This is a genomic window from Amorphus orientalis (genome assembly GCF_030814015.1).
In the GTDB taxonomy this organism is placed as follows: Bacteria; Pseudomonadota; Alphaproteobacteria; order Rhizobiales; family Amorphaceae; genus Amorphus; species Amorphus orientalis.
This window is the reverse complement of the sequence record NZ_JAUSUL010000003.1, coordinates 464,877-485,348: the sequence shown is the minus strand read 5'-3', so window position 1 is coordinate 485,348 and position 20,472 is coordinate 464,877. Positions and strand designations below refer to the sequence as shown.

Genomic DNA, 20,472 nt, shown 5'->3' with positions numbered 1-20,472 from the left:
ACAGCTCTTCGTCGGTGCGGGTCCGACGCGGCTCGTGCGGGCCGTCCGTCCCGGTTTGGATACAAACTAGGCAGTCCCGCCTGCGAAATGGCGGCTCTTTTGTATACAAATTAGACGGAGGGAGCTGCGCATGCTGTTGCTGCAGCAGTTGGTGAACAGCCTGATGCTGGGCAGCGTCTACGTGACCGTGGCGGTCGCGTTCACGCTGACGATCGGCGTGCTCAATTTTCTCAATTTCACGATCCCGACGCTGTTCATGCTCGCCGGCATGGTCGGCTGGGCCGTGGCCTACTGGGGGCTGCCGTTCGGTTTGTCCGGACCTTTGCCTTGGCCGATCGCGCTGGCCGTCGGCATCGCGCTCGCGATCCTGGCCTCTCTGGTGGTGGAGCGGTTCACCTTCCGCTACCTGAAGACCAAGTACGGCGACTCCACCGAGCACGCGATCCCGCTGGTCTCCTCGCTCGGCTTCCTGCTGATCATCGAAAACCTGGTCCGCATCGCCTACGGCACCGATGCCCAGCGCTTTCCCGGCCCCTCGGCCGACCTGACCTTGAACATCGGCGGCGTCTTCGTGCGGGTGCCGCAGCTCATGAGCCTGGTCGTGGTGCTGGCCATCGTGGTCGGGCTGACCTGGCTCCTCAAGAAGAGCGCGCTCGGCCGGGGCCTGCGCGCGATCGCGGAAAACCCGGACGCGGCCAACATTCTCGGCGTCGACATTCACCGCATCGTGCCCGTCGTGTTCATGCTGACCGGGCTCCTGTGCGGGCTCGCCGGCGCGCTGTTCGCGGTGAACTACGGCGAGGTCTCGCCGCTGATGGGCGAGGACATCGGCACCAAGGCGATCGCGGGCATGGTGGTCGGCGGCCTCGGCTCGATCTGGGGTGCGGTGCTGGGCGGTCTGATCGTCGGCCTCACCGAGACGATGACCATCAACTTCTTCGGCGCCGACACGGTGCAGGTCGCGGTCTGGGGACTGCTGCTCTTCACCCTGTTCATCCGGCCCCAGGGGTTGTTCGGCCACCACGCCATCGGCAAGGGGAAGCTGTAGATGAGCGGCTACTGGGCGGGCATCCTCTCGCTTCTCGCGATCAACATCGTCTTCGCCTACGGGATCTTCCTTCCCGTCGCGACCGGCCAGCTCAATCTCGGCGGCGCCGGCTTCTACGCCATCGGCGCCTACAGCGCGGCCTATCTCTCCTTCCAGTATGACATGCCGCTCGTCGTCACCGTTGCGGCCGGGTTCGTGCTCGCCGGCGTGATCGGCTTCCTGATCGCGTTTCCGATCCTGCGCACCCGGGGCGTCTATCTGGTGCTGGCGACCTTCGCCTTCGCGGAGGTGGTCGGTGGGCTGATCCTCAATTCCGAGACGCTCGGCGGGGCGATGGGCCTGCCGGTGCCGACCTATGTCGACTACGAGGTGCCGATCGCGGCCGCAGTGATCGTGACGCTGATCGTCTTCTACATCATGTCGACCCGGTTCGGCCTCGTCATGCGCGCCGTGCACGACGACGAGGTCGTCTCCGACCTGATGGGCGTCAATATCCGCGGCGTGCAGGTCACCGCTTTCGCCATCGGCGCCGCCTTCGCCGGGCTGGCCGGCGTGCTCTACGCCCACACCTACACCTATGTCGAGATCCAGGGCTTCAACGCTCTGATGTCGATCTATGTGCTGCTTTACGTCCTTCTGGGCGGCACCCAGACGGCCTGGGGGCCGCTCGCCGGCGCCGCCTTCTTCACGCTCCTGCCGGAGGTGTTCCGCGCGGTGGTCCCGGCCGCGAACGCCTTCATCGCCTCCCTGATCGGCTATGAGGGGGTCGTCTCGCCGCCCGATGCGTCCTGGCGCTTCGTCATCCTCGGCGTGTTCACCGTGCTGATGATGGTGTTCCGGCCGGAAGGCATGATCACCCGCACCATGATCGAACGGCTTCGGCTGCGGCGCGCACCGGACTCCGCTTCGCGCGAGGCGACGGTATGAGCGCCGGCGAACCGCTCCTGTCGCTGAACGGCGTGACCAAGTCGTTCGGCGGTCTCACCGTGGTGGAGGACGTCAGCTTCGACGTCGCCGAAGGCAGCCGCACGGCGCTGATCGGCCCGAACGGGGCCGGCAAGACGACGGTGTTCAACCTCGTCTCCGGCGTCTACCGGCAGACCGCCGGCACCATCACCCTCGCCGGCCGGGAGATCTCCGACGAGCCGTCGCGCCGGCGCATCCGGCTCGGCATGGCGCGCAGCTTCCAGAACATCCGGCTGATGCCGCACCTGTCCGTGGTCGAGAACATCATGCTTGGCCAGCAGGCGAAGGCCGGCACGCTCGCCGGCATGGCCGCGCCGCTGTCGCTGTTCGGGCGTTCGAAGTGGCGGCGCGAGGCGGAGGCGCTGCTTGCGCGGATGGGGCTCGGCACCTTCCCCGGCGAGGTCGTGGCGACGCTGCCCTACGGCATCCGCAAGAAAATCGAGGTGGTGCGGGCGCTCGCCTCCGAACCCCGGCTCCTGCTCCTCGACGAGCCGGCCGCCGGTCTCAACCCGACCGAGACGGCGAGCCTGCGCGACTTTCTCCTGCAGATCTCCGAGAGCGGCATCACGCTGCTCGTCGTCGAGCACGACATGGGGCTGGTGCGCAGCCTCTGCGACCACGCCGTGGTGCTGAATTTCGGCCGCAAGGTCTACGACGGCGCGACCGCGCACGTGCAGGAGGACCCGCAGGTGCTGGAGGCCTATCTGGGGCCGCGCCACGCCGCGCCCGCCAATGCGGGAGGCACCCATGTTGCTTGAGGTCAGCGGGCTCGATGTCTCCTACGGCCGCACCCGGGCGGTGAAGGGCGCCGACCTTACCGTCGGCCAGGGCGAGATCGTCGCCGTCCTCGGTGCCAATGGCGCCGGCAAGACCTCGCTGCTGCGCGCGCTGCAGGGCGCCGTGAAACCGGCCGGCGGCCGGATCGTGTTCGACGGCGTCGACCTCACCGCCCAGAGCTCGGCGGCGCGGGTGCGCTCGGGCGTGATGCTGGTGCCGGAAGGGCGCCAGATCTTCGTCTCCATGACGGTGCACGAGAACCTGCTGATGGGGGCCTATCTGCGCCGCGACGGCGCGGTGGAGAGCGACATCGACGCGATCTACGACCGCTTCCCGAACCTCGCCCAGCGGCGCGACATGAAGGCGAGCGTGCTGTCGGGCGGCGAGCAGCAGATGCTCGCGATCGGCCGTGCGATGCTCGGCCGGCCGCGGCTGGTGATGCTGGACGAGCCGTCGCTGGGTCTCTCGCCGCTGTTCGTGGAACGGCTGTTCGATCTGCTCGGCGAATTGAACCGCGAAGGCATCGCGATCCTGCTGGTCGAGCAGAACACCACCATGGCGCTCGAACTGGCCGCCCGCGCCTACGTCCTGGATCTGGGCGCTGTCGTGCTGGAGGGCACGTCGGCGGAGCTGATGCGCGACGAGGCGCTGACCGAGGCCTACCTCGGTGGTGGCGCCCCGGCACCCGCCCAACCGGCGGCGGGATGAGACTTTCGAACGGACTTCCGCAAGCAACAGAAGGGGAGCGGAGATGCGTAGAATTGCAGGGACGATGATCGCGGCGGCTGTGGCCGCGGCGGTCGGGCTGACGATGGCTCCGGCCGCCGGGTTCGCCCAGGACACCATCAAGATCGGCAACCTCGTTGCCACGTCGGGCGTGCTGAAGGGGCCGGGCGAGCCGAGCGTGGTCGCCGTCGACATCGCTGTCGAGAAGATCAACGCCAACGGTGGCATCAACGGCAAGCCGATCGAGATCGTCCGCTTCGACACCGGCTCCGATCCGAAGCAGGCGTCGGTCGGCGCCCGCAAGCTGATCCAGGACGACGACGTGCTCGCGATCATCGGGCCGTTCTCGTCGAGCGAGACCCGCGTCGCCCTCAATGACGCCGAGCGCTTCAAGACGCTGATGCTGCCGACCTCGTCTTCGGCGCCGGGGCTGGTCGACGGCAAGAGCTACATCTTCCGGCTTTCGGAGGACGAGGCGGTCCAGTTCGGCCGTCTGCTCGACACCATGAAGAAGGACGGGATCAAGGCCGATACGGCCCAGATCGTCTACATCTCCGACGACGTCGTCTCCAACATCGCCGGCACCAAGCTCTATCCGGCGCTGTTCGACAAGTACGACATCGAGTACGGCGAGCCGATCCCGGTCCAGTTCAAGAGCTTCGACATGTCCGCCCAGGCGGCCAAGATCAAACAGGAAAACCCGGACATCGTCGCCATCGCAGGCCTGCCGGACCAGGCTTCCAAGGTGATCAAGGAGCTGCGCCGGCTGGGCTACGACGGCCGCATCATCGGCTCCCAGATCTTCGCCGATCCGAACGTGGTCGAGCTGTTCGGCGAGGCCGGCGACGGCACGCTGTTGGTCGCCGGCTTCTGGAAGGGCCGCACCGAGGAGTCCGCCGCCTTCAACGAGGCGTTCGTGCAAGAGGCCGAGGCCCGCGGCATCCACAAGCTGGGCGCGCACCATTCCGACGCCCAGGCCTACGACATCGTCTACATGCTGAAGCAGGCGATGGAGGAAGCCGACGTCACCGGCGATCCGGCGAAGCTGGAGGAGGAGCGCCAGGCCATCGTCGACGCGATGGACGGCATCGTCTTCTCCGGCATCATCGGCGACGACATCTGCTTCCAGGGGCAGGACGCGCAGCTGCCCGGCTACATCATCGAGATCAAGGACGGCGAGTGGACCAAGTTCGACGAGGTTCCGGCCGATCCCTGCGAGTAGCGACGCGGCAGCGCGTCGTCCGGTCCTGGCCGCTCGCGTCTCGGCGCGGGCGGCGTCGGACCCCTCCAACCAGAAAATCCAGAGAGGCACCAAGATGTTCAAATCCATCCTGATCTCGTCGGCGCTCGTGCTGACGTCGATCGCCGCGGCCTCGGCCCAGACCGTCGGCATCGGCACCACCCAGGGCGGCGCCACCAACCAGCTCGCCACCGCGATTGCCAACGAGGTCTCCGCCGACGGCGAGATCCAGATGCGGCCGCAGATCGTCGCCAACACCTCCCAGTACATCCCGCTCGTCAACGCCGGCCAGCTGGAGTTCGGCGTCGCGAACTTCCCGCAGACCTGGTACGCGGTGAAGGGCGAGGGGATGTCCAGCGAGCCCAACCCGAACCTGCGCATGGTCGCGACGCTGTTCCCGTTCGTGGCGGGACTGGTCGTGACGGAGGAGTCCGGCATCGACTCCTTCGCCGACCTCAAGGGCAAGGGTGTGCCCAGGTTCCCGGACGACTCGCTCGGCGAGTTCGTGATCCGGATGGGGCTCCAGGCCGGCGGCCTGACCTATGACGACGTCACCGAGGTCCCCGTCGCCAACTTCCCGCGCATGTACGAGGCGTTGAAGCAGGGCCAGACGGCGATCTCGATCTCCGCCCTCGGTGCCCGCCCGACTTACGATCTCGAAGCCTCGCTGGGCGACATCAAGTTCCTGTCCTTCACCGAGGAGAACCTGCCGGGGATGGAGCAACTGATGCCCGGCATCTTCCTCTACGAGGTCGAGGCGAGCGACGATCTGCCCGGCATCGACGAGGGCGCGACGATCTTCGCCTACGATTACATGCTCTGGGCCAACAAGGACGTCGACGACGCGGTCGTCTCCAGCGTGTTCAAGTCAATCTACGACAATTCCGACGCGCTGATTGCTTCCAGCCCGATCTGGTCCGACTTCAAGCGCGACGAGATGTGCAAGAACAGCGACCTCGAATATCATCCGGGTGCGCTCGCGGCCTGCAAGGACCTCGGCCTGAACTAGGGCCTGCTCCGGCCGGGCGGAAACGTCCGGCCGGACACAACGACGTTTGGGTCAAGGTCCCAAACACGTCCCGTTCGCGCCGGTCGGTCCGGACGGGACCTGCTCTAGACCCGTTCAGCGTTTCACGGAATCGCTGGCCGGCTCTAACCAATTGTTTCGACGCATTTCCTGACGGCGAACCGGTTCCCACTTCGCCTGGAAATGCTCCAGCCAGGTGGAGCGGCCATGCGCCGGACTGTCGTCAACGTCGCCCTGTGGGTTCTGTGCCTTGCGGTTGCCCTGCTGCCGGTTGCGTGGGCGCTCAACGTGCCGCTCTATCTCGGCCTGCTGGTCTATCCCGAGCAGGTTGCGGGCTTCATGCTCGGGCTCGCGGCCGCCTCGGTGTTTCTGCGCAATGCCACCGAGGAGCGCGGGCTGATGCTCGCGGTCGATCTGGTCCTGGTGGCGATCAGCCTCTGGGTCGCGGTCCATATTCTGTGGCGCTTTCCGGTGCTGTCGGAAGGCGCCTTCTTCCATCCGACGGAATCGCTCCTGCTGGGAGCCGGCGTCTGCCTGATCGCCCTGGAGGGGCTGCGCCGGGTCGGCGCCAAGAGCCTTATCTTCATTCTGCTGGCGATCGTGCTCTACGCGCTGTTTTCCAACCACGTGCCAGGCCGGCTGCAGGGTAAGCCGATCCCGCTTCCCGAGATCATCCGCTTCGTCGGCGTCGACAGCGCCGCCACGCTCGGGTCTGCGCTCCAGGTCGCGGCCTTCGTGGTGGTCATGTTCATCATCTTCGGCCGGCTCCTGGTCGTGACCGGCGGGGCCGGCGTGCTGACCGATGCCGCCCGGGCGCTTGCCGGCGACAAGCGCGGGGCGACCGCCAAGATGTCGGTGATCGCGTCGGCCTTCATGGGCTCGATCTCCGGCAGCGCCGTCTCCAACGTGATGTCGACCGGCGTGGTCACGATCCCGGCCATGAAGAAGGCCGGCTTCCGCGCCCAGACGGCCGGCGCGATCGAGGCGGTCGCCTCCACCGGCGGCCAGATCCTGCCGCCGGTGATGGGCGCGGCCGCGTTCCTGATGGCGGAATATCTGCGGATGCCCTACCGCGAGATCATCATCGCCGCGACGATCCCGGCCCTGCTCTATTTCTATTCGGTCTACCTGCAGATCTCGCTCCTGGCCGAAAAGCACAATCTCGGATCGGGAGAGCAGGAGCCGCCGAAGCCGGCCTCGGTGATCGTGCGACACGCGATGGTCGTGGTGGTGCCGATCCTGACGCTGCTCACCGGCCTGTTCGCGTTCGACACGTCGGCGGAACAGGCGGTGGTCTGGGCCTCCTGCGCGCTGATCGTGATCGGCCTGTTCAATCTCGGGGGGCCGCACCGGGTGTCGCCGGGCGCGTTCGTCCGGGCGATCTACGACGCCGGCCGGGATTCCGCCGAGATCCTCCTGATCTGCGCCGTCGCGGGCATGATCATCGGGCTTCTGTCGAGTTCCGGCCTGTCGTTCGGCCTGACCTTCGTACTGCTGCAGCTCGGCCAGGATTCCCTGATCCTTCTCCTGGTGCTGACGGCGATCGTGTCGATCATTCTCGGCATGGGCCTGCCGACCACCGGCGTCTACCTGCTGCTCGCCACGCTGGCCGCGCCGCCCCTGGTCCAGCTCGGAATCGGCCGGCTCGAGGCGCACTTCTTCGTCTTCTATTTCGGCCTGTTGTCGATGATCTCGCCGCCGGTCGCGCTCGCCGCCTTTGCGGCCGCGACGATGGCCGGCGCGAAGCCGATGGCCACGGCCTTCGAGTGCATCCGGCTCGGCTGGATCGCGTTCGTGCTGCCGTTCGTGTTCATCTATCACCCGGCGCTGCTCATGCAGGGCGGCGTGTTCGCCGTCCTGTCGGAAACCGCCTTCGCGCTGATCGCGGTGCCGCTGGTGACGGCGGCGATGCTGGGCTACGGGATGCGCCGGCTGAGCCTGGCCGAACGGGTGCTGGCCGGGGTGCTCGGCGTGATCTGTATCGTGCCGTCGGGCGGGGTGGATGCACTGGTGATCGCCACCTGGGCGAGCGCGATCGCCGGCATCGCCCTGATCGTCTGGCACAGCCGGCGGCCGGGCGTGGCCGCACCCGCGCGTCAGGAAGCCTCCTGAATCAACACACGTGAAAACGCCGCGCTCCGGACGGGCGCGGCGCTTTCAGGCGCGTGTGAATTTGGGCGGGCGCCGCCTATTCCGGCAGATCGAGTGAGATCAGCGCCTGCTTGCCGCCGGCGAGGGCCGTGAGCGCGCGATCGACCAGCGTCGGCAGCTCGGCGAGGTCGCCGGTTGCTTCGGCGTGGGCGCCGTGGGCCCTGGCCAGCATCACGTGATCGATCGAGGGCGACAGGTCGGCCATGAACATGCCGTCGCTCGCCGCCGCCGCCCCCTGGCCGTACATGGCGAGCGTGGAATTGCGGACCGCGCCCCAGCGCCGGTTGTTGAAGATCACCGACAGGATCGGCAGGCCGTGCGCCTCCGCCGCCCAGTGGCAGGCGGACGGGTTGTTGAACATGTAGGCGCCGTCGCCGAGCATGGCGACGACGGGGCCGGGCACGCCGGCATTCTTGATGCCGAGCGCGGCGCCGAAGCCGAAGCCGAGGCCGCCGGCGGGCGTCGAACCATGGTAGGAGCCCGGCCGGCTGAGGCCGGCCTGGGCGACCTTGAACGAGTATTCGTTGACGATGGTCGCGGACGCCGGAAGAAGCTCGGCCAGTGCCCGGCTTGCGCTTGCCGCCGTCATCCTGTCGCCGGCCGCTTCCGCCGCAATGGCCTCCCGGGTGCGGGCGTGGGCCTCGGTGATCCGGGCACGGCGCGCCTCGATCCGCGGCTCCGCATCACCCAGCGGGCCGAGCGCCTCGATGAGGGCCGCCAGCGCCTGGGCCGGCGCCGCCGTGATCGCCTCCTCGCCGTTGAAGCTCCGCATCGGATAGCGGGCGTGCAGCGGGTCGAGGCCGATCTCCACGATCGCGCCGGTCGGCCGCGTCTTCGTGACGGCCGGCACCCAGGGCACGTCGACGCCGATCGTCACGATCAGGTCGGCCCCTCCGACCAGGCCGGCCGGCTCGAAGCCCAGATGCATCGGATGATCGGCGGCGATGTTCATCGAGCGCGGATTGAATTCGACCACCGGCACGGCCCAGCGCTCCGCGAGTTCGGCCAGAAGCGGCACTGTTGCCGGATCGCGCCCCGAGTTGGCGGTGATGATCAGCGGCGCGTCGGCGGCCCGCAGCCGGTCGGCGAGGCGGTCGATCGCGGCCGGGTCGGGGAAGGGCAGGCTCGCCGGCGTCGGGCGCCGGTCCGGCCGGTTCGGGTTGACGGTCTCCGCCAGCATCTCGCGTGGCAGTGAGAGGTAGACCGGGCCGGGCGGCGGCGCCATCGCCACCTCCAGCGCCCGGGCGAGGCCGTCCTCCACCTGTTCGCCGTAGCGGATCTCGTAGTCCCACTTCACCGCCTCGCGCAGGACGCCGGCCTGGTCGAACATCTCCTGGGCCCAGTGGATGTACCGGGTCCGGGTGCCGTGCGGCCCTTGCTCCGTCACCGGCGTGCGGCCGGCCGACAGCAGGATCGGCACGTTGTCCCGGGCGGCGTTCATCGCGCCGCAGACCATGTTCGCGGTGCCGACGGAGACGTGCACCATCGCCGCCTGGGGACGGCCGGTGACGAGGGCGTGGCCGTGCGCCATCGCGACCGCGAGGTTCTCGTGCGGGCAGATCAGCGGGCGGGGCAGATCGTCCGACTGCTCGCCGACCCGGCCGTAAGCCTCGACGACGGAGGGAAAGTCGGTGCCGGCGACGGCATAGAGCGCATCGATGCCGTACCGCTTCATCGCCCGCAGATAGGCCTCCGCCGCCAGAAGCCCGCGTCCCTCGCTCATGCCGTCCGTCCCTCCAATGGCGTGTCTGCCCGCTCTGGGCCGTGGAGCGTCCGGACCCGACCGGGCGACACGGCCGGCCGGTGGTGCCGGGCGTTCGGGCACGGAAGATCCGGGCCACGGGAGTCGCGGGACGGGCAGGCGGACGCCCGCGGCTGCGGGCTGCTCGATCGGGTCCAGTGTTGAGGAGGCGGGCCGGGTTGTCCAGACAAATACGGAGCGGTCGGGCCGGTCGTCACGACCCGATACGGGCGGGCGGGACCGCCTCATCCGTGACGGACATGCCTTCGTCCGCCCCTTCCGTCGCCACCCGCGCAAGGGTCGTCCCCGATCCGTCGTGCGGACTGGGGCACCGTATTCTGAATTCAGAGTGGATCTTCAGCGAGGTGCCAGCCCCTCCGATCCGTACCCCGGCACCTCGACCGCGTCGGCATGTCGATTGCTCAGATTTGGAAGTTCCTTGAAGGGATCTGGGACTGGGCTAATGATCGACTTCTGGCTCCGTGTCAAAAAAATCAACCAAGCACGAGTTTGCCCTCGCCCGCGGTCGCCTCAAAGCGTTGAAGGCAGACAGATTATTGCTGCCCGGTCCCGGTTCTGCATGGGGATGGTCCAGTTTCGGCGATCCGACGCGCGATTGACGGCGGACCGCCGGTGCTATTTTTATAGGCAAATCAAATAACTGGGCGCTTTTGTTTTGAAATGGTGAATAGTGTCAATTTGCGGCAGCTCCGCGCCTTCGTGATGGTCGCGGACAAGGGGAGCTTCGTGAAAGCGGCGGCCGCGCTCAATCTTTCGCAGCCGGCCCTGTCGCAGTGCATCCGTCAGCTGGAAGATCATATCGGCAGTCCATTGTTCAATCGAACCACCCGGTCGGTTTACATCACGCCGCTAGGCCTGAGCTTCATCCCGCACGCTCGCGACATCCTGCGCCAATTCGACAACCTGATGGCCAACGTCCAGGATACGGTCCAGCGGCGCCAGGGAAACGTCACCGTTGCCTGTCTGCCATCGGTCGCTTCACGCCTGATGCCCCGCGTACTTGCCGTCAACGAGAAGCAGTTCCCGAACATTCACGTGACGATCCGCGATAGCAACATGAAGGGCGTGGCCGCGATGATCCTCTCGGGCGACGCGGATTTCGGGATCGGCAGCGCCGTCGTGGCCCATAGCGATCTCGATGCTTGCGCGTTCGCCAAGGACATGATGTGCGTCGTGGTGCCGGTTACTTCGCCCCTGGCCCGCAAGCGCGCGATCCGATGGGCGGATCTGGATGGTCAGCCTTTCGTGGCCATGTCCCACGAAACCGGCATTCGGGACCTGGTAGATGAAACGGTCGAAAAGCTCGGGATCTCGCTCAAAATCGTCAGCGAAATCTCCAACCTAGCCACTTTGAGCGGCATGATCGAGGAGGGTATCGGCATTTCCGCCGCGCCGGATCTTGCGCTGCCCCGCGAGAACCAGTCGCTGATCCGCCGCCGGCCGCTCTCCAACCCGACAATTCGGCGCCCCATCTCGCTGTTTTGGAAAAAGGGGCAGGGCCTGTCTCCGGCGGCCTCCGCGATCCTGGCCTCCTTGCACCGCTGCATCGTCGACGGCGAGATGGAGGCCCACTTTCCGAACGTCGAGTGGGATCACAAGGCCCTGGAGAAGACCAGGCTGTTCTAGCGGCACCTGCGTTGAGGCGGCCGCTTCGGAGGGCGCCGATCCGCCCGGCCATCGCTGCAGCGCGTCGCTGCCCTTCTCCCCAGATAGGCACCCGCCGGATACCGCGGAAAACAATTATCTATGCGGCCGATTGTGAAGTTGCGTCGAATAATCGTTCGGGTCATTGGATTTGTTCGGGCGCCGGCCGGCCTTCTATAAATGCTTGGAAATACGAACCAAGCAGGAGGTGATGCGTGGCCTTCGGACCCGACGACAACCGCGTCTATGTGGTGCCGCTGATCGACGTGAACTGGCTGGTCTATGCGCCTTTCGACCCCGGCCGGAACTTCCGCGTCGATCCGCCGAACGTGCCGCAGTCGGTCCTCGATACGCGCCAGCTCATCGGCGAAATGAAGTCGATGACGGACGGCAAGTTCATCCTCACGCCGCATGCGGGCACCTATTGCCGGACCGGCTACTACGAGGGCGAGATGCTCGACGTCTACCGCGAGGCGGTGCAGATGGGCGGCGAGCTGTCAGTTCACCTCCACGAGGAGATCAAGGGCGAGGGCACCCGCTACGACGAGCCCGAGCACATGGCGGAGGTGTTCAAGGACTGCCAGCGCCGCCTCGAGGACGCCGGCATTATCCCGGTTGCCTATCGCGGCGGCCACAATGCCTATCATCCGCTGATGAACGAGCTGATGGAGGCGCAGGAGGTCTTGGTCGACTATTCCTGCTGCCCCGGCATGAACAAGCCCGACCGCGAGGCGATCTGGACCCATGCATCGCTGAGCGCGGATTACATTCCCGAAAAACCGCGTGAGCCCTGGGAGGGGCAGCGGCGCACCAGGATTCTGGAGATCCCGATCGGGTCCGACGGCGAGGGCGAGGCGTACGAGAACATCCTGCACGTGGAGATGAGCGAACTCGACAATCTCGAGCGTGTTTGGGCCGCGATTGTTGCGCGCGCCGAGCGCGAAGAGCGATCGCAGATCGTCCATTGCCTGTTCCACACCGCCTCCGTCGGGGTACCGGAGTGGCTGGAGCGCTATCGCCGATTCCTCGACGTGGTGCCGAAGCGGCACGGGCAGTTCGTGACCACCGCCGAGGCGCGCGCGCTGCATGACCGCTTCGTCCTCGAGGCGACGGCATGAAGTGCCTTCTGATCCAGCCGATCCATCCAAGCGGGATCGCGCTGCTGGAGGAGGCCGGGCTGGAAGTCGTCCAGGCGAGTGCCCATGACATGGAGACGGTTGCCCGCGAGATCGTCGGCGCCGATGCGGCCATCACCCGCAATGCCGGGCTCAACCGGGCGGCGATGGAGGCGGGCTCCAAGCTTCAGGTGCTTGGCAATCATGGCATCGGCGTGGATCCGGTCGACGTGGACTACGCCACCGAAATCGGCCTGCCGATCGCGTTCACGCCCTACGCCAACGTCCAGTCGGTCGCCGAGCTGGTGATCGCCCACATGCTGGCGATCGCCAAGCGGGTGCGGGAGTGCGACACGGCCGTCCGGGATGACCGGTTCGACTATCGCTACACCCGCGATTTCCGCGAGGTCAGCGGCAAGACGCTCCTGATCTGCGGCTTCGGCCGGATCGGCCGGCGCACGGCGGAAGTGGCGAAGGCGGCGTTCGACATGCGCATCCTTGTGCACAGCCCGTCGGTTCCGGCGGCTGACATCGAGGCCGCCGGATTTGTCGCCGCGCCCGATCTCGACGCCGCCCTCGGCGAGGCCGACTACGTCTCCCTGCACCAGACGTTGACGCCGCGCACCCGCGGGCTCTTCTCACGCGAGCGGCTGTTCGCGATGAAAAAGGACGCGGCGCTGATCAACACTGCGCGTGGCGCGCTCGTCGATCGCGAAGCGCTGGTCGAGGCGGTCGAGGGCGGCCACCTGCGCGGCGCCGCCTTCGACGTGTTCGAGACCGAGCCGCCGCCCGCGGACCATCCCTATCTCGCCTGCAAGGGCCTCGTGCTGTCGCCTCACATCGGCGGGTCGACCGAGGAGGCTGCGGAGCGCACCGCCGTCCAGGCAGCAGAGGCGGTGCTTGCCGTCCTGAACGGGAAAAGGCCCGAGCACATGGTCAATCCGGACGTGTGGGAGCGCCGCCGCAAGGTGGCCTGATCCCCTCCGCCCCGCACCCCAGCAAGGAAATCGAGATGATCAAGTCCAACCCCGTGAAGGCGCTCTGGGCCGAGGACAAGCCCGCATTCGGCACCTGGATCACGCTGTGTCCGCATCCCCGCGTCGTGAAGATCCTGGCGGTTGCCGGCTTCGACTTCGTGCTGATCGAGATGGAGCACACCGACTTTTCGATGCAGACGGTCGGAACGCTGGCGATGTACGCCCGCGAATGTGGCCTGGCCCCGATCGTGCGCCCAGCCGGCACGTTGAAGCCGCACGACCTGACCCGGCCGCTCGACGCCGGTGCGCAGGGACTTCTGTTGCCGTCGATCGACGATGCCAGCCAGCTCGAGGCGATCATCAAGCAGGTGAAGTACTACCCGATTGGCAATCGCCCGATGAACCTGAAGGGGCCGCACACCGACTACTTCGTCGCGCCGCCGGCCGAGGTGATCGCCCACCTGAACCAGGAAACGCTGACCGTCGCTATGGTGGAGACGCGCAAGAGCATCGACAATCTGGAGGATATCCTGAAAGTCGAGGGCCTCGACGCGATCATGATCGGACCCGACGATCTGAGCCAGGACCTCGGCGTACCGGGCGACCTTCAAGCCAAGGTTCTGCACGAGGCCTATGACGAGGTGTTCGGGCTCTGCAAGAAGCACGGCGTGACCTACGGCCTGTCGGCGCAGTCGCCGGAGATGGCGGGCGACTGGGTTTCCAAGGGCTGCAAGTGGATCCCGTATCAGAACGATGCGGCGATGGTGTTCAACACCGCCCGTGCCGCGGTGCCGAAGCTGCACGAGGTGGGCGGTCGATAATCCGGGGGGCAGCGGTCAAGACATGACCTAGACCGGCCCCGCATCGCCCGTACAAAAAAAGGGCCTTCCATGCCTTCCCTCGACCTCGACGCGGCGCGCAGGCTCGCCTCCGGCCTGTTCGACGCGCTCTTCGAGCAGACCCGCGACGATCCGGGCGTGACCCGGGTCACGTACGGCGACGGTGAACAGGCCGCGTTCGCGCTCGTCGCCGAGGCGGCGATGGCCTTCGGGGCGGAGCAGACCTTCGATGCCGCCGGCAACCAGTTCCTGACGCTCGCCGGCCGGGATCGCTCGAAGCGCATCGTCGTCGGCAGCCATCTCGACAGCGTTCCCCACGGCGGCAACTTCGATGGCGCCGCGGGCGTGATCATGGGCGTGGCCGCCCAGAAGGCGCTGGCGGAGGCGGGCGTCGTGCCCGCCTACGACGTTACCGTCGCCTGCCTGAGGGCGGAGGAAAGCTGCTGGTTTCCGCACTCCTACATCGGCTCGAAGACGGCCCTCGGCCGGCTGGAGGAGGGGATCGTCGATGGTGTTCGCCGCTCCGACAGCGGCGAAACGCTGGCCCACCACATCGATGCACTCGGCTTCGACGCCGAGGGCGTGCGCAACGGTGCCTCCTGGCTGACGCCGGAGACCGTCGTCGCCTACATCGAACCGCACATCGAGCAGGCGCCTGCGCTGATCGATGCCGGCCTGCCGCTCGCTGCCGTCTCGGGCATCCGGGGCAGCTTCCGCTTCCGGGAAATGGTCTGCCGCGGCGAATATTCTCACTCCGGAGCGATGCCGCGTCACCTGAGACGGGACGCGGCTGTCGCCTCGGCCCGGCTGGTGGTCGGGATGCAGGGGCTCTGGGAGCGGATGGAGGCCGACGGCGAGGACCTGACCGTGACCTTCGGCCAGATCGGGACCGATCCGGCGAACCACTCCTTCTCCAAGGTCGCCGGCGAGGTCCGGCTCTGTCTCGACGTCCGCAGCCAGAACGAGGCGACGCTCGCCCGGGTCGAGCAGGAACTTCAGACCCTGTGCGCGACGATCGGACAGGAGACCGGCACCCGGTTCGATCTCGGCCCCCGCAGCAGATCGAAACCGGCCATCATGGCGCCGCACCTTGTCGCCCTGGTCAACGATGCCTGCCGCGCGAAGAACCTGCCTGTCCACACCATGCCGAGCGGAGCCGGCCACGACGCCGCCACCTTTGCCAACGCAGGCGTGCCGAGCGTGATGATCTTCATCCGCAACGCCAACGGCAGTCACAATCCGGACGAGGCGATGGAGATGGTGGATTTTGACGCCGCGCTTGCAGCCCTGACCGAGATGCTGACCGCCCCCGCCACCGCCTGGAGGTCCGAATGAGCGCCGACGTCGAGACGTCCGTCCTGCTGCCCGCCGATCGGCTGCGCCGGCACTGCGAGGGACTTCTGACCCAGGCCGGCGTGTCGGAAGCCGACGCCGCGCAGACGGTCGACGTCTTCCTGCAGGCGGAGCTGATGGGTGAGGAAAGCCACGGCATCCGGCTGCTCTGTCAGGTGATCGAGCGCGTGCGCGCCGGCGGCGACCGGGCAGCGACCGACATCACCGTGCTGTCCGAACGCGCCTCCGTGGCGCACTGGGATGCCAACCGCAGCCTTGGCCAGGTCACCGCCGCGCGGGCAATGGCGCGGGCGATCGATATGGCGCGCAAGACCGGCGTCGGGCTGGTGGCCGTGCGCAACGGCAACTCGTTCACGTCGGCGAAGTACTATCCGCTGATGGCGGCCGATGCCGGGATGGTCGGCGCCGCCTTCACCAATACCTCGCGCAAGCTGATGGCGCCGCCCGGCGGCACGGTACCGGTGCTGGGCAACAACCCGGTCGCCTACGCCGCCCCGGCCGGACGCTACGGCGCGTTCGTGCTCGACATGGCCTGCACCGCAGCCGCGGTCGAGCGCATCGTCAAGGCGAACGAGCGCGGCGAGGCGATCCCGCCGGGCTGGGCGCTGGACGCGGAGGGTCGCGAAACCCGTGATCCCGCCGTCGCGCTCGAGACCCTCTCGCTGCAGCCGTTCGGTGGCTACAAGGCGTTCAATCTCGCCGCCGTCCACGAGATCTTCACCAGCGTCCTCGCCGCGGGACAGCTGTTCGCGGGCTCGTCGACCGGCTTCCGCCCTTTCGACGGCGCGATGAACACGAGCTTCACCATGCTCGCCGTCGACATCTCCGCCTTCCAGCCGCGCGCCGAATTCGAGGCCACGATGGAGCAGATGATCGACACTATGAAGGCGGTGCCGCTGGCGGCCGAGGCGACCGGCATCAGCTTCGCCGGGGAACGCAGCCAGCGCACGCAGAAGGCCCGCGAAGCGGAGGGAATCCCGCTGGCGCGCTGGACCTTCGACCGGCTGAACGGGTTGGCGGCCGACCTCGGGCAGCCGGAACTAACCTGACCCGTCGGATTCGGAGCGCAGCCTCGCATCATGTGTAGAAAGCAGCCGTTGGTCCGCTGGCTTGGCGGGCGCTTTGCCGAATCAGCGTCCGAATCCGGGCATTAACCATCATGATGAGCTAAAGGACGCCGAGGGCGGCCAGGATCCGCTGCGGCGTCAACGGAAACGCGAACACGGATTCCCGGCCGCCTGTCGCCGCAAGCGCGTCATTGACCGCGTTCAGGAGGGCCGCACCGGCGCCAACCGTGCCGGCCTCGCCAACGCCGACGATGCCGAGCCCGTCATCGGTGAAGGCCGGACTTGCCGCGTGGACGAGTTCGATGTCCGGCAGGTCGATGGCCATCGGCACGATGTAGCGGGAAAGCGAGGTCGCCTGCGCCCGGCCGTCCTCGTCATAGGCGCAGTGCTCGAACAGGGCCGCGCCGAGCCCCTGGGCGACACCGCCCCGGATCTGCTCATCGACCAGCAGCGGATTCACCACGCGCCCGGCCTCGTGAACGACCAGATGGCGGAGCAGCACGAGCTGACCCGTGCCGGGATCAATCTCCACCACTGAGAGCTGGATGCCCGTGCCGGCACGGAACGGCTGGTTAAGCGGGCCGTATTCGGCGCTGGCCGACAGTTGCGGCTGGTGGTCGGTGCCGAACTGGTAGTGCTGGAAGTGCGCCATCGCAGCAAGATCGGCGAGCATGATCAGGGCTGAGCCGGTTTCGCTGTCCACGACGTTCCCGTTGCGCAGGTCGAGCGCTTCCGGCGGGCGCTGGGTCAAGAGACCGGCCAACCGCAGGATCTCCGCGCGCAGGATCATGGCCGCATCCCAGGCGGCCTGGCCGCCGATGGCCATCGCCCGCGACCCCCAGGTGCCGCCGCCGTGAGGCGTCGTCGCGGTGTCGCCGGTGATCATCTCGACGTCGTCCATCGGCAGGCCGAGCGCCCGCGCCACGAGCTGCCGGACACCGGTCTCCGTTCCCTGGCCCTGCTCGGTGACGCTGGAGAGGCAGCGGATCGTGCCGGAAGGCTCGAGCCGGACCACGGCGCCGTCGCGGCTGGACACGGCCTGTCCGCCCTGACCGTAGAAGCCCGGGCCGCGCGCGGTCTGCTCGACGAAGGCGGCAATGCCCCAGCCCAGAATCCGGCCGGCATGCCGGGCGTCCTCGACCTCGGCGGCGATGGCGGGAAGGCCGACCTTCGCGCCCAGCGCCTCGAAACACTCGGCGAAGGCGAGGCGCTCGAACACGACTCCGGTCGGCGATCGATGAGGGAAGCTGCGCACGATCTGCGCCTTGCGCATCTCGATCCGGTCGCGCCCCGAGGCTCTTGCCGCCTCGTCGATCAGCGCCTCAGTGACGGTGCAGGCGAGCGGATGGCCGACGCCGCGATAGTGGCCGGCCATCGCCTTGGTCTGGAACACGATGTCGGCGGTCGCCGCGAACGCATCGAAGCCGTAGGGCGCGCCGGTCAGGGTCATCAGTGCCCGGCACTCGCCGAGGTTGGAGCGGGGATACTGAAGATAGGGGCCGATCGCGTAGACGTCGTCGACCGCAAAGCCGGTGATGGCGCCGTCTTCGTCGAGGGCGATCCGGGCCCCGACGACGTGCTCGCGGGCCTGGATGTCCGACAGCATCGCCTCGGCCCGGTCGGCAACGAAGCGGACCGGGCGTTCGAGGGCGACCGACGCGGCGGCCACCGCCAACTCGTCCCCGTAGAGCTGCTGCTTCACGCCGAAGGCGCCGCCGACGTCCGGCGTGGTGATCCGCACGCGGTGCTGGGCGAGGCCGAGAAGGCGGGCGAACTCCACCTGCATCTGATGCGGACACTGGTGGCTCATCACCACCTGCAGCCGGCCTTCGTTCGGATCGAAATCGGCGAGGATCGCGCGCGGCTCCATCGGCACACCGGTCTGCCGGTTGAAGCTGAAGGTGCGCTCGACGACCCGGTCGGCGCACTCGAACACCGCCGCCGCACCGTCGCTCGCCTGTTCGAGATGAAGTGCGACGTTGGTGCCAAGATCCGGGTGGATCGGCGGCGCGTCAGCTGCGGTGGCCGGATCGGTCACAGCGGGCAGGGGCTCCCACGCGACCGCGATCGCGGCGACTGCATCCTCGGCACGGGCGCGGGTGTCGGCGACGACCACGGCGACGGGTTCACCGTGCCAGCGGGCGACGTCGACGGCGAGCGCACGCTGGAGTGGCACCTTCATCTCCGGATGGACGGCGGTCGTTGCCGCGAAGCCGGCGACGGTGTCCGCCAGGTCGCGACCGGTCATGAGGGCCACGACACCGGGAAGCGCCTTCGCCGTCTCGGTGTCGATCGAGACGATCCGTGCGTGGGCGTGCGGCGAGCGCAGGAAGGCGGCGGCGAGCGCGGTCGGCGCGGCAATGTCCGACGTGTATCGCCCGCGACCGGCCAGAAGCCGTTTCGTCCGGGGCACCGGGACCCGGCCGCCGAGGACGCCGGGACGTCCGAGCTCACCCATCGCAGGTCGCCCGCTGTTCGGCAGTCTCGGCGATCGCGTCGACGATGGCATGGTAGCCGGTGCAGCGGCAGATGTGACCGGTCAGCCCCTCGCGGATCGCGCGCCGGTCGACCGGCCTGTCGTCACGCAGCATCGCGTCGGCCGTCAGCAGGATGCCGGACGTGCAAAAACCGCACTGGAGCGCACTGCGGGCATAGAACGCTTCCTGCAGATCCTTCAGCCGGCCGCTGTCGCTCGCACCCTCGATGGTTTCGATCGCCATTCCGTCGGCCTGGACGGCGAGCAGCAGGCACGCGCGCACGGTAGCGCCGTCGGAGACCACGGTGCAGGCGCCGCACTGGCCCTCCTCGCAGCCGAGATGCGTGCCCGTCAGTCCGAGGACGTCGCGCAGGAAGTCGGCGAGGCTCATGCGGACGGGAACGGCCTCGGTCCGAGCGATCCCGTTCACGCGGCAGGTGATGGTGCGAAAGGGCTCAGGACTGGTCAGGGTCGGACACCTTCCGAAGGGCCCGGGCGGCGCGCCCGAGCAGGGTCATGACGAGATGAAGCCGGTACGTCCGGTCAGACACCGGAAACAGGTCGCCGATCTCCGCTTCGGCGACCGCGCGCACGGCGCGCCAGTCCGGATCGGGCGCGAGCGCGGCAAGTGCCGTTGCCGCGATCAGGATCGGCCGGTCGGCAACTGCGCCGAGCGCGGTCCGGATCGTCCCGTCACGTGCCCGGGACAGGGAGAGGCTCGCAATCGCCGGTGCCGTCGGCCGCAGCGCGATCTCGTCAAAGAACGCGAAGTCGGGAATCGGAACGGTCGCGGAGACCACCATCTCGTCTGCTCCACGCGAGGTCGCATTGCGGCCGGTGAAGAAGGTCTCGGCCGCAATCGAGCGTGTGGCGGAAGTCGAGGCGACGGTGATCCGCCCGTCGAGGGCCAGGAGGCACAGCGGCCACTCGGCCGACGGGTCGGCGTGGGCGATGGAGCCGCCGAAAGTTCCCCGGTTGCGGATCGCGACGTTGCCGATCAGCGTACCGGCGTGGGCGAGCATCGGGACCGTCCGCGCCACGGTGGCGTCGCCAACCACATCCCGGTGGCGGGCGTTCGCGCCGATGGTCAGGCTTTCGCTGTCAGCCGAGATCATCGCGTGGGCCGCTCCGATCCGGTTGACGTCGACGAGCACCTTAGGCGCCCGCACGCGGGTGGCGAGCTCCGGCATCAGGCTCTGGCCGCCGGCGAGGATCGCGGCGTCGGCGCCGTGCTCGTCGAGGGCCTCCAGCGCTGCCTCCAGGCTGTCCGGCCGGAGATAGGCGAACGGCGCCGGCTTCATCGG

The 20,472-nt window shown here is 67.9% G+C and carries 17 protein-coding genes; 13 read left to right on the top strand and 4 right to left on the bottom strand.

Annotation, left to right across the window (positions count from 1 at the left end; translation table 11 throughout):
- Positions 1-130 precede the first annotated feature (130 nt).
- The 7 genes from J2S73_RS16665 (at position 131) to J2S73_RS16635 (ending at position 7,896) form a co-directional block, all read left to right on the top strand.
- A complete protein-coding gene (locus J2S73_RS16665) occupies positions 131-1,048 on the top strand; it encodes a branched-chain amino acid ABC transporter permease (protein ID WP_306886749.1) in 918 nt (305 codons plus the stop codon).
- The gene (locus tag J2S73_RS16660) at positions 1,049-1,975 is read left to right on the top strand and encodes a branched-chain amino acid ABC transporter permease (protein ID WP_306886748.1); all 927 of its coding nucleotides are present in this window, start codon (positions 1,049-1,051) and stop codon (positions 1,973-1,975) included. It begins immediately after the preceding gene.
- Positions 1,972-2,772, top strand: coding sequence for an ABC transporter ATP-binding protein (locus tag J2S73_RS16655; RefSeq protein ID WP_306886747.1), 801 nt, complete (start codon positions 1,972-1,974; stop codon positions 2,770-2,772). The genes J2S73_RS16660 and J2S73_RS16655 overlap by 4 nt, the downstream gene beginning before the upstream one ends.
- Positions 2,765-3,499, top strand: a complete 735-nt coding sequence (locus J2S73_RS16650; protein ID WP_442320081.1) for an ABC transporter ATP-binding protein — start codon at positions 2,765-2,767, stop codon at positions 3,497-3,499. The genes J2S73_RS16655 and J2S73_RS16650 overlap by 8 nt, the downstream gene beginning before the upstream one ends.
- 43 nt (positions 3,500-3,542) lie before the next feature.
- A complete protein-coding gene (locus J2S73_RS16645; protein WP_306886745.1) occupies positions 3,543-4,739 on the top strand; it encodes an ABC transporter substrate-binding protein in 1,197 nt (398 codons plus the stop codon).
- 94 nt (positions 4,740-4,833) lie between these two features.
- Complete coding sequence (locus tag J2S73_RS16640; protein ID WP_306886744.1) at positions 4,834-5,766, top strand: TAXI family TRAP transporter solute-binding subunit; 933 nt, start codon at positions 4,834-4,836, stop codon at positions 5,764-5,766.
- Positions 5,767-5,991: 225 nt separating this feature from the next.
- Positions 5,992-7,896 (top strand): TRAP transporter permease, encoded by a 1,905-nt coding sequence (locus tag J2S73_RS16635; protein WP_306886743.1) that lies wholly within the window; start codon positions 5,992-5,994, stop codon positions 7,894-7,896.
- 76 nt (positions 7,897-7,972) lie between these two features.
- On the opposite strand, the gene J2S73_RS16630 is transcribed toward J2S73_RS16635, so the two are convergent.
- On the bottom strand, positions 7,973-9,658 hold the full coding sequence (locus tag J2S73_RS16630; protein WP_306886742.1) for a thiamine pyrophosphate-requiring protein: 1,686 nt from the start codon (positions 9,656-9,658) through the stop codon (positions 7,973-7,975).
- A gap of 699 nt (positions 9,659-10,357) precedes the next feature.
- Here J2S73_RS16630 and J2S73_RS16625 point away from each other — a divergent pair.
- The 6 genes from J2S73_RS16625 to J2S73_RS16600 all read left to right on the top strand — a co-directional run bounded on the left by J2S73_RS16625 (position 10,358) and on the right by J2S73_RS16600 (position 16,674).
- On the top strand, positions 10,358-11,323 hold the full coding sequence (locus J2S73_RS16625) for a LysR family transcriptional regulator (protein ID WP_306886741.1): 966 nt from the start codon (positions 10,358-10,360) through the stop codon (positions 11,321-11,323).
- A gap of 233 nt (positions 11,324-11,556) precedes the next feature.
- On the top strand, positions 11,557-12,459 hold the full coding sequence (locus tag J2S73_RS16620; protein WP_306886740.1) for a hypothetical protein: 903 nt from the start codon (positions 11,557-11,559) through the stop codon (positions 12,457-12,459).
- The gene (locus J2S73_RS16615) at positions 12,456-13,433 is read left to right on the top strand and encodes a hydroxyacid dehydrogenase (protein ID WP_306886739.1); all 978 of its coding nucleotides are present in this window, start codon (positions 12,456-12,458) and stop codon (positions 13,431-13,433) included. The genes J2S73_RS16620 and J2S73_RS16615 overlap by 4 nt, the downstream gene beginning before the upstream one ends.
- Before the next feature lie 35 nt (positions 13,434-13,468).
- Positions 13,469-14,254, top strand: coding sequence for an HpcH/HpaI aldolase family protein (locus J2S73_RS16610; RefSeq protein ID WP_306886738.1), 786 nt, complete (start codon positions 13,469-13,471; stop codon positions 14,252-14,254).
- 69 nt (positions 14,255-14,323) lie between these two features.
- A complete protein-coding gene (locus J2S73_RS16605; RefSeq protein WP_306886737.1) occupies positions 14,324-15,607 on the top strand; it encodes a hydantoinase/carbamoylase family amidase in 1,284 nt (427 codons plus the stop codon).
- On the top strand, positions 15,604-16,674 hold the full coding sequence (locus J2S73_RS16600) for an Ldh family oxidoreductase (RefSeq protein WP_306886736.1): 1,071 nt from the start codon (positions 15,604-15,606) through the stop codon (positions 16,672-16,674). Before J2S73_RS16605 ends, J2S73_RS16600 begins: the two co-directional genes overlap by 4 nt.
- 118 nt (positions 16,675-16,792) lie before the next feature.
- On the opposite strand, the gene J2S73_RS16595 is transcribed toward J2S73_RS16600, so the two are convergent.
- The 3 genes from J2S73_RS16595 to J2S73_RS16585 are packed head-to-tail and all read right to left on the bottom strand — an operon-like array spanning position 16,793 to position 20,469.
- Complete coding sequence (locus tag J2S73_RS16595; RefSeq protein WP_306886735.1) at positions 16,793-19,150, bottom strand: xanthine dehydrogenase family protein molybdopterin-binding subunit; 2,358 nt, start codon at positions 19,148-19,150, stop codon at positions 16,793-16,795.
- Positions 19,143-19,637 carry a (2Fe-2S)-binding protein gene (locus tag J2S73_RS16590; RefSeq protein ID WP_370874451.1) on the bottom strand — a complete coding sequence of 165 codons (495 nt, stop codon included), beginning with the start codon at positions 19,635-19,637 and terminating at the stop codon, positions 19,143-19,145. The genes J2S73_RS16595 and J2S73_RS16590 overlap by 8 nt, the downstream gene beginning before the upstream one ends.
- Complete coding sequence (locus J2S73_RS16585) at positions 19,624-20,469, bottom strand: FAD binding domain-containing protein (protein ID WP_306886734.1); 846 nt, start codon at positions 20,467-20,469, stop codon at positions 19,624-19,626. The genes J2S73_RS16590 and J2S73_RS16585 overlap by 14 nt, the downstream gene beginning before the upstream one ends.
- Between the last annotated feature and the right edge of the window lie 3 nt (positions 20,470-20,472).